The 15154-nt window shown below is 41.6% G+C and carries 11 protein-coding genes; 3 read left to right on the top strand and 8 right to left on the bottom strand.

Annotated elements, in window-relative coordinates:
* Positions 1 to 34: 34 nt before the first annotated feature.
* The 6 genes from FKX92_RS02355 to FKX92_RS02330 all read right to left on the bottom strand — a co-directional run bounded on the left by FKX92_RS02355 (position 35) and on the right by FKX92_RS02330 (position 8762).
* Entirely contained in the window at positions 35 to 1816 is a 1782-nt protein-coding gene (locus tag FKX92_RS02355) for a serine hydrolase domain-containing protein (RefSeq protein ID WP_149565410.1), read from the bottom strand.
* Positions 1817 to 1880: 64 nt separating this feature from the next.
* The gene (locus FKX92_RS02350) at positions 1881 to 3668 is read right to left on the bottom strand and encodes a serine hydrolase domain-containing protein (RefSeq protein WP_149565409.1); all 1788 of its coding nucleotides are present in this window, start codon (positions 3666 to 3668) and stop codon (positions 1881 to 1883) included.
* Positions 3669 to 3770: 102 nt separating this feature from the next.
* Positions 3771 to 4583 carry a CPBP family intramembrane glutamic endopeptidase gene (locus FKX92_RS02345; protein WP_149565408.1) on the bottom strand — a complete coding sequence of 271 codons (813 nt, stop codon included), beginning with the start codon at positions 4581 to 4583 and terminating at the stop codon, positions 3771 to 3773.
* A gap of 234 nt (positions 4584 to 4817) precedes the next feature.
* Complete coding sequence (locus FKX92_RS02340) at positions 4818 to 6602, bottom strand: serine hydrolase domain-containing protein (RefSeq protein WP_149565407.1); 1785 nt, start codon at positions 6600 to 6602, stop codon at positions 4818 to 4820.
* Between the two features lie 64 nt (positions 6603 to 6666).
* Positions 6667 to 8457 (bottom strand): serine hydrolase domain-containing protein, encoded by a 1791-nt coding sequence (locus tag FKX92_RS02335; protein ID WP_149565406.1) that lies wholly within the window; start codon positions 8455 to 8457, stop codon positions 6667 to 6669.
* A 113-nt stretch (positions 8458 to 8570) separates the two neighbouring features.
* Positions 8571 to 8762, bottom strand: coding sequence for a hypothetical protein (locus FKX92_RS02330; protein ID WP_149565405.1), 192 nt, complete (start codon positions 8760 to 8762; stop codon positions 8571 to 8573).
* Positions 8763 to 9382: 620 nt separating this feature from the next.
* Here FKX92_RS02330 and FKX92_RS02320 point away from each other — a divergent pair.
* Positions 9383 to 10909 carry an ATP-binding cassette domain-containing protein gene (locus tag FKX92_RS02320; RefSeq protein ID WP_149565404.1) on the top strand — a complete coding sequence of 509 codons (1527 nt, stop codon included), beginning with the start codon at positions 9383 to 9385 and terminating at the stop codon, positions 10907 to 10909.
* Between the two features lie 281 nt (positions 10910 to 11190).
* Here FKX92_RS02320 and FKX92_RS02315 read toward each other — a convergent pair whose 3' ends face one another.
* Positions 11191 to 11919: a TraX family protein gene (locus tag FKX92_RS02315; protein WP_149565403.1), complete on the bottom strand. Its 729-nt coding sequence runs from the start codon at positions 11917 to 11919 to the stop codon at positions 11191 to 11193.
* 333 nt (positions 11920 to 12252) lie between these two features.
* Positions 12253 to 12888, bottom strand: a complete 636-nt coding sequence (locus FKX92_RS02310) for a TetR/AcrR family transcriptional regulator (RefSeq protein ID WP_009755063.1) — start codon at positions 12886 to 12888, stop codon at positions 12253 to 12255.
* A gap of 191 nt (positions 12889 to 13079) precedes the next feature.
* Here FKX92_RS02310 and FKX92_RS02305 point away from each other — a divergent pair, with 191 nt between their 5' ends.
* Together FKX92_RS02305 and FKX92_RS02300 are read left to right on the top strand one after the other, a co-directional pair.
* Complete coding sequence (locus FKX92_RS02305; RefSeq protein ID WP_149565402.1) at positions 13080 to 14483, top strand: MFS transporter; 1404 nt, start codon at positions 13080 to 13082, stop codon at positions 14481 to 14483.
* The gene (locus FKX92_RS02300) at positions 14470 to 15057 is read left to right on the top strand and encodes a DUF4097 family beta strand repeat-containing protein (RefSeq protein ID WP_149565401.1); all 588 of its coding nucleotides are present in this window, start codon (positions 14470 to 14472) and stop codon (positions 15055 to 15057) included. The genes FKX92_RS02305 and FKX92_RS02300 overlap by 14 nt, the downstream gene beginning before the upstream one ends.
* Positions 15058 to 15154 lie beyond the last annotated feature (97 nt).

Raw genomic sequence — 15154 nt, 5'->3', positions numbered from 1 at the left:
AAGCCCGCCTTCCCAAAGGAAGACAGGCAACTTATCACATCACCCACCACTGGTAAAGCGACCAGTAAAGGATATTAGCTACTATGGCCAGGGCAGATAGACTAGTCAGAGCCGTCAGGAAGAGGCGGCCTTTTCTGAGACCCTTTTGAGCCTTGCTAAAGAGCGGATAAACCGCACATCCTGCTAAGAATAGGCCTAGTCCTGCAAAGACCATGTAACGCCAAGATTGAACAATTGAGTAATCCTGATTCATGGCAGCCAGTAAAAGCAGAATGAGATTGCCAGCAAACAGCAGCATCCCTAGAGAAGTCAGGAAATTCCAAATCTTCCAAGAGCGAGGAGCCGAACTTTTTGCTTTACGCAGAATGAGACGGAAACCGCCAATCAAAGAACTAATCAAGACATTTCCCAAAGCAAACACGAGCGCCAGAGCTCCGAGAAACACGACCAGATAATGCCTAAAGAGAACTGAATCGGAAATCCTTTCTGCATTAAGGACACCGAATTCGAGGCGGTCAGCACCTTGGCTTCGGTCAATAGTCCAGAAAGTGCTCAGCAGATCCGGCTGATCTGAGACTTTGTTGATCTTTTGGATAGCCCCGGGAATCATGAGCATGAAGGACAGCGGCCCCCTATTATAGCTTCTCAGATAGTGGTAAGAGCCAGGCTTGAATTGCTTTTTAGTAGCTTCGCTGACAGTCTGCATCTTGCCAAATATCAGCTCCGGCATTTGAACATTGTAAACTTGTTCATACAGTTGATTGGTTAAGATGACTTGGCCGATGCCATTTTTCAGATCTAAGTAGAGATAGCTAGAAAAGCCATCAGCATTACCACTGTGTCCCAGCAAGGTAACACCGTAGTGACTGGCCCAAAAGCCATGAGCATTACGAACAATATCCGTACCAGGGTGGGTAGAGGTTGTTGAGTAAAGCTCGGTCCAAGTTTCTGGACGATGAAAGAGCGCCTTACGTTCCAGCAAGGCCTGGGCGAATTTCTGCAGGTCTCCTAGAGTCCCCACAGCCCCTCCGACTGGGTACATCCAGAGCTTAAATGGTGTATCACCCAAGAGCTTACCTTGGTCATCATAGCCCTTGTCCTCCTTGCGCTTTTCCTGTACATAAGCGTTGTCCGATAAGTCAGGCAAGATAGCAGTCCGATCCATGTCCAGCGGCTCAAAAACATGCTCATGGACATAGTCTACATACTTCTGCCCAGATATCCGCTCCACGATATAAGATGCCAAAGCCGTGCTGAAGTTAGAGTATGATGTCGTCGTACCCGGCTCAAAGGACTGAATAGGCTGGTAATCGCGGAACTGCTCTTCCAAGTCGCTCTTGTCTCCCTTTTTATAGAGTGGCATTTCATCAAAACCAGCCTGATGGTTCATCAGATCCAGCATGGTGATAGGCTTATCATAGCGAAGATTGCGGAGAAAGCCTTCTGGCAGATAAGTTTTGATGTCTGCTTCCAGGTCTATTTTGCCCTCTTCCCAGAGCTGCATGACCGATACCCAGACCGTCAGCTTAGTGATTGAAGCCCATTCAAAAACACTGTCATCGTCAACTTTGAATTTGTTTTCCTTGTCCACATAGCCAAAATTTCCCTTGTAGATTGTTCCGTCTTTATCAAAGATTGCTGTTGCCATGCCGGCCGTTGTCTTTTCATGTTCCTTGACAAAGTCTTGGATTTTCTGACCGATTTGGCTGCGCTCCGTACCAGATGGCAGCTTCTGCGAGTCAGCTAAAACAGCGCTCGGTCGGAAGATTCCTAACGTCAAAATGGTTAAAAGAATGATTAGAATAGATTTTTTCATGAGATGCTCCTTTGTAAAATTATGCAGACAAAGCATACATACCTTCAAGAAGACGGGCAACTTATCACATCACCCACCACTGGTAAAGAGACCAATAGAGAATATTGGCGACAATAGCCGACGCAGATAGACTAGTCAGAACTGTCAGGAAGAGGCGGCCTTTTCCGAGACCCCTTCGAGCTTTGCTAAAGAGCGGAAAAACTGCACAGCCTGCTAAGAATAGTCCCAAACCGGCAAAAGCTATGAAGCGCCAAGACTGAATCATTGAATAATTTTGAAATGGATTCATGGCAGACAGTAAAAATAGAATGAGATTGCCCCCGAAAAGGATAATACCAATAGAGGTCAGGTAATTCCAGATCTTCCAAGAGCGAGGTGCCGAACTTCTTGCTTTACGCAGGATGAGACGGAAACCGCCGATCAAAGAACTAATCAAGACATTCCCCAGTGCAAAGACAAGACCCAAAGCTCCGAGAATCAGAACCAGATAATGCTGGAAAAGCTCCGTATCCGAAAGCTTTTCTGCATCTAGGACACCGACTTCTATACGATCAGCACCCTGACTCTGGTCAATTGTCCAGAAAGTAGTCAGTAGGCCCGGCTGGTCAGTTAGCTTACCAAACTTCATGATAGTGCCGGGCATCATGAGCAGGATGGACAAGGGGCCATTATTATAGCTGCTCAGATAGCGGTAAGAGCCAGGACTGAACTGCTTCTTAGTCTCTTCGCTGGCAGTCTTCATCTTGCCAAAAATCAGTTCTGGCATTTGCATATTGTAAATTAGTTCATATTGTTGATTGGTCAGGATGACTTGACCGATACCATTTTCAAGATCCAGATAGAGATTGCTAGAAAAGCCATTTGAATTGCCGCTATGTCCTAGCAAGGTGACGCTATAGTGGCTGGCCCAAAAGCCATGGGCATTACGGGCATTGTCCGTACCTGCATAGGTGGATGTCGTTGAGTAAAGGGTAGACCAAGTCTCCAGACGCTTGAAGAGGGTTTTGCGGCCCAGCAGGGCTTGGGAAAATTTCTGCAGGTCATCCAGAGTTCCCACTACTCCCCCTTCTGAGTAAAGACCAACTTTATACGGTACATTGCCTATAAGCTTGCCTTGACTGTCATACCCCTTAGCTTCCTTGAGCTTGGCTTGGGCATAGGCATTGTCCGATAAGTCCGCCAGAATGCCAGTCCGATCCATGCCCAAGGGCTGGAAGACATGCTCATGGACATAGTCCACATACTTCTGCCCGGAAATCCGCTCCACTATATAGGAGGCCAGAGATGTGCCATAGTTAGAATAGGCCGTCGTCGTTCCCGGCTCAAAGGACTGGATAGGCTGGTAGTCCAAGAGCAACTCCTCAATCGTTTTGTTATCACCTTTATTGTAGAGCGGTGTCTCGTCAAAACCGGGCTGGTGATTCATCAGATCCAGCATGGTGATAGGCTTATCGTAGCGAAGATTTCGCAGAAAACCCTCCGGAAGATAGGTTCGGATGTCTTCTTCTAGGTTAATCTTGCCCTCTTCCCAGAGCTGCATGACGGAAATCCAGACGGTCAGCTTAGTGATGGAAGCCCATTCGAAAACGCTGCCATCATCAGCCTTAACCTTGTTTTCCTTGTCCATATAGCCAAAGTTGCCCCGGTAAATAGTATTGCCCTTGTCAAAGACAGCTGTTTCCATACCAGCGGTTGTTTTTTCGTGTTCCTTGACAAAATTTTCGATTTTCTGACCGATTTTGTCTCGGTCTGTACCAGACGGAAGCTTCTGCGACTCAGCTAACGCAGTAGCTGGCTGGAAGAGTCCTAGAGTTATAATGGTTAGAAGTGTTAGAATAAATGATTTTTTCATAGCATTTCCTTTCTGTTCGACTCAAAGATTCACATGAGCTAAGTTCAGATAATTTGTACTGTCTCCCTTTAATTTTAGAATCAGCTTATTCTTATTTTTTAGTCATGCGTTTTTCTCTTCCTTATCCGCCCGATACCAGAGATAAATACTGTAAAGGGTCAGAATGCCCAAGCCGCCAAGGTAAAAGAGAGAGTTAACCTGAGAGAAATCAAACTTATCAGCTAGGTTGATGCCGACAAAGGTTTCTATCAGAATATCTAGTAGGGCATGGAAAATCATACAGGCAAGGACAGATTTCGTCTTCTTATGCAGTGCAGCAAACCAGATGGATTGGATGATACATCCAATGATAAAGACTAGAAAGGGATTCTGACTTCGATCATAAAAGCGGTCATAAAACCAGAGAGGAATATGCCAGCAAGCCCAAGCTAGTCCAGTTATCGAGGAGGCGATAAACATAGAGAACTTCTTTTCCAAAGCCGGCTGCAGAAAGCCTCGCCAGCCAGGCTCTTCCATGCCACCAGCCAAGGTCATAAGGTAGATAAAGGATCCAATAAATGAAAGCAGAGCCCCGTCTACCAGCTTGCCTCCGGAAGCTAATGCAAAAATCACAGCCAGACCTCCACTGAAGAGTAGGAGATAGAGCCATGTCCCTTTCTTGCTTGAGAAGATAAAGGAACAGATGGCTTTGAAGCCTTTTATTTTCAGCACTATTAGGCTTGCTATCACCGGTCCGAACATACTGAGACTCGTTAGGAGGCCTTCCAGAGCCAGATAGAGTATAGGTGGATTTTCCGGCCAGAGATTTTTGAGAATGATTGCTAGCAACATAAATCCCCAAGTCCAGCCGAAGTTCCAGGCCAAAAATGGCCAGACTAGTTTTGGTTGTGGTTTGCTTCTTGTTTCATTAGTCATCGAATTTTCTCCTTTAAATGGTTTGATTTTATCTGCTTGCTTTTTGTAGTCTGATAAGGTCCTAGATTTTTTGCCTCATTTAGCCGCGCTCTGTATAAAAGACAGCTATTGTACTTCAGCTCCTGTTGAAAAATCACTAACCTTAAGATTGTAAAAAGAATTAATCAAACGATTTACCTCATGAGATATTCCTTCACAAGATTGTCCATTCCCCCAGAAAAGACAAGAAAATAATCACAATGCCCACCACTGATAAAGTGACCAGTAGAGAATATTGACAACAATAGCTAGAGCTGACAGACTAGTCAAGACAGTTAGGTAGAGTCGGCTCTTACTCAGCCCTTTTCTTGCCTTGGTCAGAAGTGGGAAGACTGCACAGCCAGCCAGAATCAATCCCAGACCAGCAAAGACAATGTAGCGCCAGCTAGCTAGAAAGCTCAGATCGTCGGTAGCAAATGTGTTAAAGAGGAGGAGGAAGTTTATAGCCACACCTACTCCAGCTAAAGAAGTTAGATAAGTCCAGATGCGAAGATGTTTTGGTGTTTTAGATTGGCCTTTTTTGAAGACCAAGCGGAAGAGATCCAGTCCGCCCCGTGCCAAAAAGAGAATGATACTGAAAACAATTCCGACTGCCGCTGAAATAAGCAAGGACCAGTCTTTCAGAATCTCGCTATCCTTGACTCTGAAGTTATCGCCATAGGAAGCTGTTACCTTAGTCTCGTCTCCACTACCGCTGACTACTGAAAAATTCTGACTCAAAAGCGGATTGTCCTTGGATTTCTTCACAAACTGAGTGTAAAGCAAGATTCTGGAGATAGACATAGGGCCACTGGCAAAGGAGCGAGCAGATCGGTAATTGCCAGACTGGAATTTATCAAAGGTGGCTGAGTCCGTCTTTTTCTTAGGTCCAAAAACCAAGGCTGGCATTTCATAGTTATAAATCAACTCATGATCTTGATTCGTCATAATGGTCATACCTATACCATTTTTCAAGTCCAACAGAATATAAGATGAGTAGCCAGTCGAGTTTCCTCCATGGCCAACAAGCGTCGTGCCGTACTCCCGTGTCCAAAAACCGTGCATATTGAGCGGCATATCCGTTCCTGGATAATTCGATGTTGCAGTGTAGAGAGTTGTCCAAGTCTCAGCGTGCTTAAAGAGCTTTTCTTTCTTCAAAAGCGCTTGGGCAAACTTCTGGAAGTCAGCCAGAGTGGAGACGGCATTCCCTGCTGGGTAAAGCCCTAGATGGAAATAGCTAGTTCCCATAGATGTCTGACCGTCCGCCCGATAAGAGATCTGCTCCATCCGCTTCTGGTAAATCTTTGGATTTTCCTTAAAGTCGGCTGATAGAGCAGTGTCTTTCATCCCTAGTGGTTGAAAGATATGCTCATGGACATAGGCCGAGAAGTCCTGACCGGAGATTCTCTCAACGATATAGGCTGCCAGACTAGCTGAAAAGTTCGAGTAGGCTGTCATGGTGCCTGGCTCGTAAGACTGTTCTGGCTGATTAACTGCCAGAATCTCCTCAACAGACAAGCCCTTATCTTCCTTGTAGGCATGGGTAGACTCGCCAAAGCCGGCCTGATGGTTCATGAGGTCTGTCATAGTAACGGGCTTTTCGTAGCGCAAAGTCTTCATAAATCCCTCTGGCAGATAGGTGCGAATATCTTCGTCAAGGTCAATCTTGCCCTCTTCCCAGAGCTGCATAACGGAGACCCAAATAGCTAGTTTCCCGACTGAGCCCCATTCAAAGACGCTGTTATCGTCGGCTTTAATGCCTTTTTCCTTGTTCATATATCCAAAACTGCCTTGGTAAATAGTCCCGTCCTTGTCAAAAACGGTTGTTGCCATACCGGCTGTTGTCTTTTCATGTTCCTTGACAAAGTCTTGGATTTTTTGACCGATTTTGTCACGGTCCGTACCAGACGGCAGCTTCTGTTCTTCAGCTAGCGCAGTGGCTGGGCGAAAAAGCCCCAATGTTAAAATAGTTAGCAGTGTAAAAATAAATATTTTTTTCATGCGATTCTCCTTTGCAGAATTATGCAGACAAAGCCCACCTTCCCGAAGGAGGACAGGCAACTTATCACATCGCCCACCACTGGTAGAGTGACCAATAAAGAATGTTAGCTACAATAGCGAGAGCAGATAGACTCGTCATGATTGTCAATAAGAGCCGACCTTTGCTAAGTCCCTTTTTAGCCTTACTCAAGAACGGGTAGATGGCACATCCTGCTAAGATTAAACCTAGAACTGCAAAGACTATATAAGGCCATATGCTATAGGGGTAACTACGATTACTTGCTAGAAAAGCTGCAACAAGGCCATAGAAATTTAAAGCCACTCCTACTGCCGCTAAAGAGGTCAGATAAGTCCAAATCCGAAGTTTCTTAGGTGTTTTAGGCTGACCTTTTTTGAATACCAATCGGAAAAGATCTAAGCCACCCCGTACCAAAAAGAGAATGATACCGAAAACAATTCCGACTGCCGCTGCAATAAGCATGGCCCAGTCTGCCAAAATTTCGCTATCCTTGACTCTGAAATAACTTCCATAAGGAGTTGTCACCTTGACCTTATCTCCGCTGCCACTGACTACTGAAAAATCCTGACTCAAAAGTGGATTGTCCTCGGATTTCTTGACAAAACTAGTATAGAGGAATAAGCTTCTAGAGATAGACATAGGACCACTGGCAAAGTAGCGAGTAGATCGGTAATTTCCAGACTGGAATTTGTCAAAGGTGGCTGAGTCCGTCTTTTTCTTAGGTCCAAAGACCAAAGCCGGCATCTCATGGTTGTAGACGAATTCGTGTTCTTGATTCGTCATGATAGTCATACCGATGCCATTTTTCAAGTCTAGCAGGATGAAAGAGGAATACCCCAAGGTATTACCGCTATGGCCGACAACAGTCATGCCAAACTCTGTAGCCCAGAAACCGTGCATATTGAGCGGCAGCTCTGTCCCTGGATAGGTCGAGGTCACTGTGTATAGGGTCGCCCAAGTCTCAGCTCGCTGGAAGAGCTTCTCTTTCTTCAAAAGCGCTTGGGCAAACTTCTGAAAGTCAGCCATGGTAGAGGCAGCATTTCCCATTGGATAGAGCGCTGAGTATAAATAGGCAGTCCCCTTCGAAGTCTGACCATCTGCACTATATGACAAGGCCTCCATTCGTTTCTTATAAACCTTAAGATTATCCTTCAAATCTGAAGACATAGCTGTATCATTCATCTCTAATGGCTGGAAGATATGCTCATGGACATAGGTAGAGAAGTCCTGTCCGGAGATTCGCTCGACGATATAGCTCGCCAAACCGGCAGAGAAGTTTGAGTAGCTGGTCATGGTGCCTGGTTCGTAGGACTGGGTTGGCTGATTATTGGCTAAGCTTTCCTCAATTGTCAATCCTGTCTCTTCCTTAAGGCCCTGAATTGACTCGCTAAATCCCGCCTGATGGTTCATGAGATCAATCATAGTGATCGGCTTATCATAGCGAAGTTTTTTTAAAAATCCCTCTGGCAGATAGGTGCGGATGTCTTCCTCTAGGTCAATCTTTCCCTCTTCCCAGAGCTGCATGACGGAGACCCAAACCGTCAGCTTGGTAACCGATCCCCATTCTAAAACGCTGTTATCATCCGTTTTGACTTTCTTTTCCTTGTTCATATAGCCAAAGTTTCCTTTGTAGATGGTGCCATCCTTATCAAAGACCGTCGTCGCCAAACCAGCTGTTGTCTTTTCATGTTCCTTGACAAAGTCTTGGATTTTCTGACCAATTTGGCTACGCTCCGTGCCAGACGGCAACTTCTGCTCCTCAGCCAATGCTGTAACCGGTCGGAAGAGTCCTAGAGTTATAATCGTTAAAAGTGTTAGAATAAATGATTTTTTCATGATATTTCCTTTCTATTTAGCTTCAACAATCGCATAGGCGATACTTCTGTACACCATTCGGATAAAAATTCTTAACATAGCTTTCTCCTTTCTTAAGCAATGATTTGCATCATCTAATCAAAAGTCACAGTTTCTACAGCTACCCTTGCCGCTTCATCTTTCTTGACATGGTCCTGAATTTTTTGGCTAATCTCAATGACCGCCGCGTTAGACTTCAAAGATTGCTCCATCGTCTTAGCTTGAGGCGTTTTTACCAGTCCTAAGCTTAGGACTGTCAAAAGCCAGAGAAATAACGTTTTTGGCATGGTTTCTTACTCCTTAGATACAATTTAAAATGACGACTGAAATCTATCCCATTCCAGCTCTTCTTATCTTTTACAAATTTTAGGCCTATTTGTATAATCATTTTATATATATATATAAATTTTATATACAAGAATATTATATATAATTTTCTGGTATATGTCAAATTTTTATATAATTAAAAAATTATATATTAAAATCAGCTTAAAAGCCTTGAAATCAATATTCTTAGAAAGTTTATAAAATAGTATCCAAAAAACTTTTAAAAATTTTTATTTTTTTGAAAGCGCTTGACGAATCTACTATCTTTTGCTAGACTTAAGACAGAACTATTTCGGAGGTACACGGAGACATGAAAAATTAAGTCTATTTTTTAAAGGAAACTTTATTTAGTAGATTTTGTCATGTTTCTGCATATCCGCGGGATGTTCGTTTTCGGTGCTTTCTAGCTTCTATTTGCTTATCTTTAGATTAATCCTGTCGCTCCTATGACAGTGTAAGCTGGAAGCCTATGAACGAATAATCCTACTTAGACACTCCTGTGTCTGCTTTGTGCAACTAAAAACAGCTCTGCTAAATAAAGCAGGGCTGTATTTTGTGTTATAAAATGAAGGAGACATCTATGCTTCAAATAAGAAATCTAACGATTACCCACCTAAAAGACCTGAAGGAGTTAGTCAAAGATTTGTCACTGACTGTCAATCAAGGAGACAAGGTCGCTATTATCGGTGAGGAGGGCAATGGCAAGTCCACTCTGCTCAAGCTCTTGCTAGACGAACGACTGGTCAGCTCCTATGTCAGCTACAGCGGACAGATTGATAAGTCCTATACTGCTGCTGTTTATCTGCCCCAGCAGTTGCCTTCAGAGGATGCCTTGTTGACCCTCAATGACTATTTCTTTGCTGATTTTGAGATCGAACTGGAATATGCCAAGCTCTACCGCTATGCTGGAGAGCTCAACTTTGACAGCCAGCGTTTTGCCAGTCAGCAGCGACTCTCTAGCCTATCTGGAGGAGAAAAACTCAAGGTCCAACTCATCAAGAAACTAGCCAGTGATTGGGATATTCTCTTTCTTGACGAGCCCTCCAATGACCTTGATCTTGAAACTCTGACTTGGCTGGAAAACTTTATCAGCCACAGCAAGAGAACGGTCCTTTTCGTCTCTCACGACGAGCACTTTCTCGCTCAAGCTGCGGCCAAGATTGTTCATCTGGAGCGAATCAAAAAGAAGCAGGAGGCTAGAACCAGCGTCAAGAGTCTGGACTATGAAAATTACCGCCATCAGCGTCAGGAGGTCTTTGAAAAACAAGGTCAACTAGCACGAAAAGAGCGGGAAGAACACGCCAAGACCATGGAAAAACACCGACGGGTTAATCAGAGTGTGGAGCATACTTTACGAAACACCCATGATGCTACTGCGGGGCGACTAGTGGCTAAGAAGATGAAAAACATCCTCTCACAGGGAAAACGATTTGAAAAGGCAGGCGCTGAAATGACCGAAATCCCGATACAGGAAGATGCCATCAGCCTTCACTTCTCAGACATAGAAGCTCTGCCATTGACCAAAAGAATCCTCAAATTAGAAGGAATGAAACTGGAAACTGACGAACGACAATTGGCGGAGAACCTGACTCTGGAGGTCTGCGGTCAGGAAAAAATCGGACTGATTGGTGCTAATGGTGCAGGAAAATCCACTTTGCTTAAGGAAATATGGAAGATCCTGCGTGAGCGGACAGATATGCGAGCCGGCTACATGCCCCAGCATTATGGCGACTTGCTGGCTGATGAGAGCAGCCCTTTGGATTTTCTGGCTCACTCTGGCGACAAGTCCCAGGAGGAGAAAATCCTGACACATCTAGCCAGTCTCCAGTTCACGCGCGACGAGGCCCGCCACCCGATTGGGCAGCTTTCCGGTGGCCAAAAAGCCAAACTCCTCCTGCTCAAACTAGTCTTAGACCGCCCCAACGTCCTCCTTCTGGACGAGCCAACCCGCAACTTCTCTCCCACCTCTCAGCCTCAGGTTCGCCAGCTTTTGGCGACCTATCCTGGCGCCATTATCGCTGTCTCCCACGACCGGATATTTCTCAAAGAAGTCTGCCAGAAGATTTATAAACTGACGGAGACAGGGTTGGAAGAACTTGAACTATAAGCAAAAAGAGGCTGGGACAAAAGTCTGACCTCAAATATAAAAAGCAAACAAAACTAGTTTTCTGGTAATCAGAATTCTGCTTTGTTCGCTTTTCGCATTTAATTATAGATTAGAAGGGCTTAATAATTAAGATTTTTAAAAATTGAAATTTTTTTGTCTCAAACTCTTTTTTGTAGCAAAGAGACTATTGTCCCAGACTCTTTTACTCTATTATTGAGACTTACCAAAAGAAAAATTAACTTAACAGGTATTTCTACTGCAACTTTTAACACATTCATTAACTACATTAGAAATAAGAGAAAGGTAATTCGAAACAGAGACAGGGCGAGCAAATGAAGGGGGTAAAACCAGTAAAATACTTTTCCAATATTGGCCCCTTTTTGACCGTTGTAGAAAGAGGTCACGAGGAGAAACAGAAGACAGGTGGCAGCCAGATCAGCCAGACCATCATAGGAGAAATTGAAGGCCAAAATTAGGATTTGCACACTGTTCAGTACCAAGACACCGCCAATTTTTCGGAAGATTGGGTCTTTAATCTTTGCAAAGGCATAGATACCAAAAACTCCTCCCGTCAGTCCACCGTCAGCGATAATGGACAGAGTAAAACAGAGTAGAATAATTAGAACTTTTCTCCAGGTTGCTGTTTGCTGATCACTGTAATAAAGAGCACAGAGCCCCAAAAAGAGAGTAACAACCGTATTTTGCATGATAAAGCCAAGACCAGTAACCCAGCCCATCAGAGAGAAAGGGATGATACTGATAAGAGCCAGCAGCCCCAATCGTCTCATATACTTGCGCACATCATGACTGTGCCGATATCCTTCCGCGATACAAAAGGCAAAGACTGGAAAAGCCAGGCGGCCTATTATGTGCATACTATTGGCCGGCCAGTTAGGAGAGAGAATATTCATATTGGTAGCCAGTGGAAAAGATACCCAGGCGATATGGTCAATCAGCATGGCAAGCATAGCAAGCAGTTTCAAACTGCTATTGTCAATTATTTTTTTCATAGGATCCTCCTTTTTCCTTTCCTAGGATACAAGAAAGAGGTTCTTTTTTCCATTTCTTTAGCTTACATTTCTCTCATTTTTCTTACAATTTTGTAAGTTGGAATTTCACCTTTTTACCTCATCGATGAATACTTCTGATTTTTTCTTGACAAATAAGACTGAACGAGGCTGGGACAAAAAGATTTTGATTTTAGGAATTCTTTATTATAAATTTTTAAAATCGATAGATTAGACAAAAAAGTGAACAAGACAGACTTCTGAGTGTCAGATAACTCCGTTTTGTTCGCTTTTTATATTTAAGGTTAGACTTTTGTCCCAGCCTCTTTTATCATTTTAACTATAAAGTAAGTTTTCTAAGATTAGAGCTATGCAATCTAACGATGTCTTCCTTAAAACAGTTATCTCTTCGTCTGAATGCGAGGAATACAAAATTTCATCTACAATAGAGGTGATAAAATTAAATAGGATATTAGAAATAGATTTTAGATTTGTTATTTCTTTATTACCTACATAATGTTTCAAACATTGATAAGTGAGTTCTTTCATTTTATCATTGTGCTGATCCTGTATTTCCTTAACCTCAGGAATGGAATAAGAAAGCATCTCAATTTGCGCATGAAACTCTTTATCTTCTAAACTAATTAAATTATCAATTAATTTTTCAATCCAGCCTTTGTAATCACTACTGAATAACTCCAAATTTTCACTAGTATTCAGTTGGTTAAAGATTACAATAAACGATTCATTGTAGTCTTTTAATATTAAAGATAAAATCTCTTCTTTATTTGAAAAATAAGAATATAGTGTCCCTATTGAAATCCCCGCTTCTTTTGCAATTTCATTTGTGGTAACATTAAAATAATTCTTTTTTGCAAATAATTCTTTCGAAACAGCTAAAATCGTGTTTAATTTATCTAAACTTCTTTTTTGAACAGGTTTTCGAACTAGTTTCTTCGACAATACTTTCATCCCTTCTAAGCAATCTTTCTCTTATGATATCACACTTCCAGTAAAAATTCTTTTAAATGCCATGAATAGCAATAATATACTATTTTATTTTTTAAAAAAATGAGTAAATACTCATTTTTGCTTGACAGAAAAATAAAAAGGAGTACAATTAAACATGAGTTAAAACTCATGTTTAAGAAAGGAGAATTGCAATGAATAAAAGAACTATAATAACTATTGCAATGTGTTTGGCTATTTTCTTAGTCATGCTTGACACAACTATCATGAACATTACGTTGCCTGCTATACAGAAAGGACTAAATGTTGGACTTGACAGTTTATCTTGGGCTTTAAACATTTATACCATTATTTTTGCTACATGTACTATCCCATTGAGTAAATTAGCAGATATTTACGGGAAAGGGAAAATTCTTATTATTGGATTAGTACTCTTTGGTATCGGAAGTTTAATTTCTGGATTGGCAATGGAATTTTATCAGCTTATTTTAGGTAGAGTTATTGCTAGTCTAGGAGCATCAATCTTATTACCAGTAGGAAATATACTAGGAATTTCTTCTTGGAAAGTTGAAGATAGATTTAAAATCGTTGCCGCTTTAGGACTCACTCAAGGAGGAGCAGCTGCAATTGGTCCTACACTTGGAGGTATTATTACCGATAGCTTATCTTGGCATTGGATATTCTTTATCAATATTCCCATTGTTATAATTGCTCTTCTATTATTGATAAAATCTTTTGACTTTAAAAAAGATACTACAGTTTCAACCAGAATTGATTGGAATGGTAGTTTGATTTCTATGATATCACTTTGCTTATTGACTCTCGGGTTAATTAAAGTAAGAGATTGGGGCTTCAATGACTGGAAGAGCATCACCTGCTTTAGTATTTCTATCATCACAGGTTTTCTATTTATTATTATAGAAAAACAAAATTCCTCTCCAATGATTAATCTGAATTTATTCAGGATCAAAGAATTTTCATCTGCCTCATTAGTCGCATTTATTGCTCAATTTTTCTACATTGGCGTTATTGTTATTCTACCAACCTTCTTTACTACTGTTCAAGGGAAGAGCGAATTAGATGCTGCTCTAATACTACTCCCTATGTCATTAACTGTTTTCATTTTTGGAGGCTTGGGAAGCCTAGCAATTAATAAACTTGGTCCTCGCTTATTGGTATTTACTGGTCTGCTAGCAATTCTAATTTCTTACATATTATTGATAACATTAGATCCTAACAATACACTAACCATGAGTTTTTCAACATTAGTTTTGGGGATTGGCTTTGGTATTATTGCAGGGCCTATTAATGTTTTAGCAGCTTCTACATTAGATGGAGAATTGTTAACGGCTTCTCAAAGCGTCATTAGTGTTGTAAGGCAAATTGGATCAGTTATAGGAGTTTCCGTATTTATCTCTATACTTACAAATAATATCAAAATTCTAACAGTCCATACTCCTCAGAAAATATCCGAAGCCTACCTATCAATCTATAAAGTATGGATTCCTTATCTATTCGCCCTACTTCTCCTTTCCTTATTATTTGCAAAACGGGATATTTATTTACAAACAAAGGATATAAAACATGAAAAGAATTGAAATTGATGTAAGCCGAACTGACTTTGAAGTAAAAAAAGGAAAAGAATTCAAATTATCCTTTAAAAATTGCTCCCGAGACGATTATAAAATTATAATCGATGATTCCGAATTTATCCTGAAAGAAATGAATGTACTTAAAACAATCTGTTTCTGGATGATTCCCAAAATCACTATTTCGATTCCTTTCAACAAGGTTGAAACTTACAACGTTAAAGTTGAAGATAGCTCAGCAACATTTCAATGGCTCAAAGCTGATGATATTAATCTATATACAGCTAGAGGGAGTGTTTTTATTAACAATCTAGAATGTAATACTTGTAATTTAGCTTGTGGCATGGGGAATACATCGCTTCAAGGTACTATTCAACAGAACGCTAATTTCACATGTGATATGGGAAATATAATTTTTTCGGGATATCAGATATCCTCCTCTTACAAACTGAAAGTCAATAGTGGCCTTATCACTGTAAATGGTCTTAGCTATACGAATACCTCTCATAAGCAAAAAAATACCAATTGTGAGTCTCCTATCTTTGATCTAAACTGCAATATGGGAAATATAACTATTTCATAAACTGATTTTTAGCAGAAAACAAGTTAGGCAAACTTGGACTATAAGCAAAAAGAGTTGGAATTTCCAACTCTTTTAGTTTTGTTTAGCATCAATCTGT

This window comes from Streptococcus sanguinis (assembly GCF_008329445.1).
In the GTDB taxonomy this organism is placed as follows: domain Bacteria; phylum Bacillota; class Bacilli; order Lactobacillales; family Streptococcaceae; genus Streptococcus; species Streptococcus sanguinis_O.
Note: the sequence above shows the minus strand (reverse complement) of the source record. Positions and strands in the feature narration are given on the sequence as shown.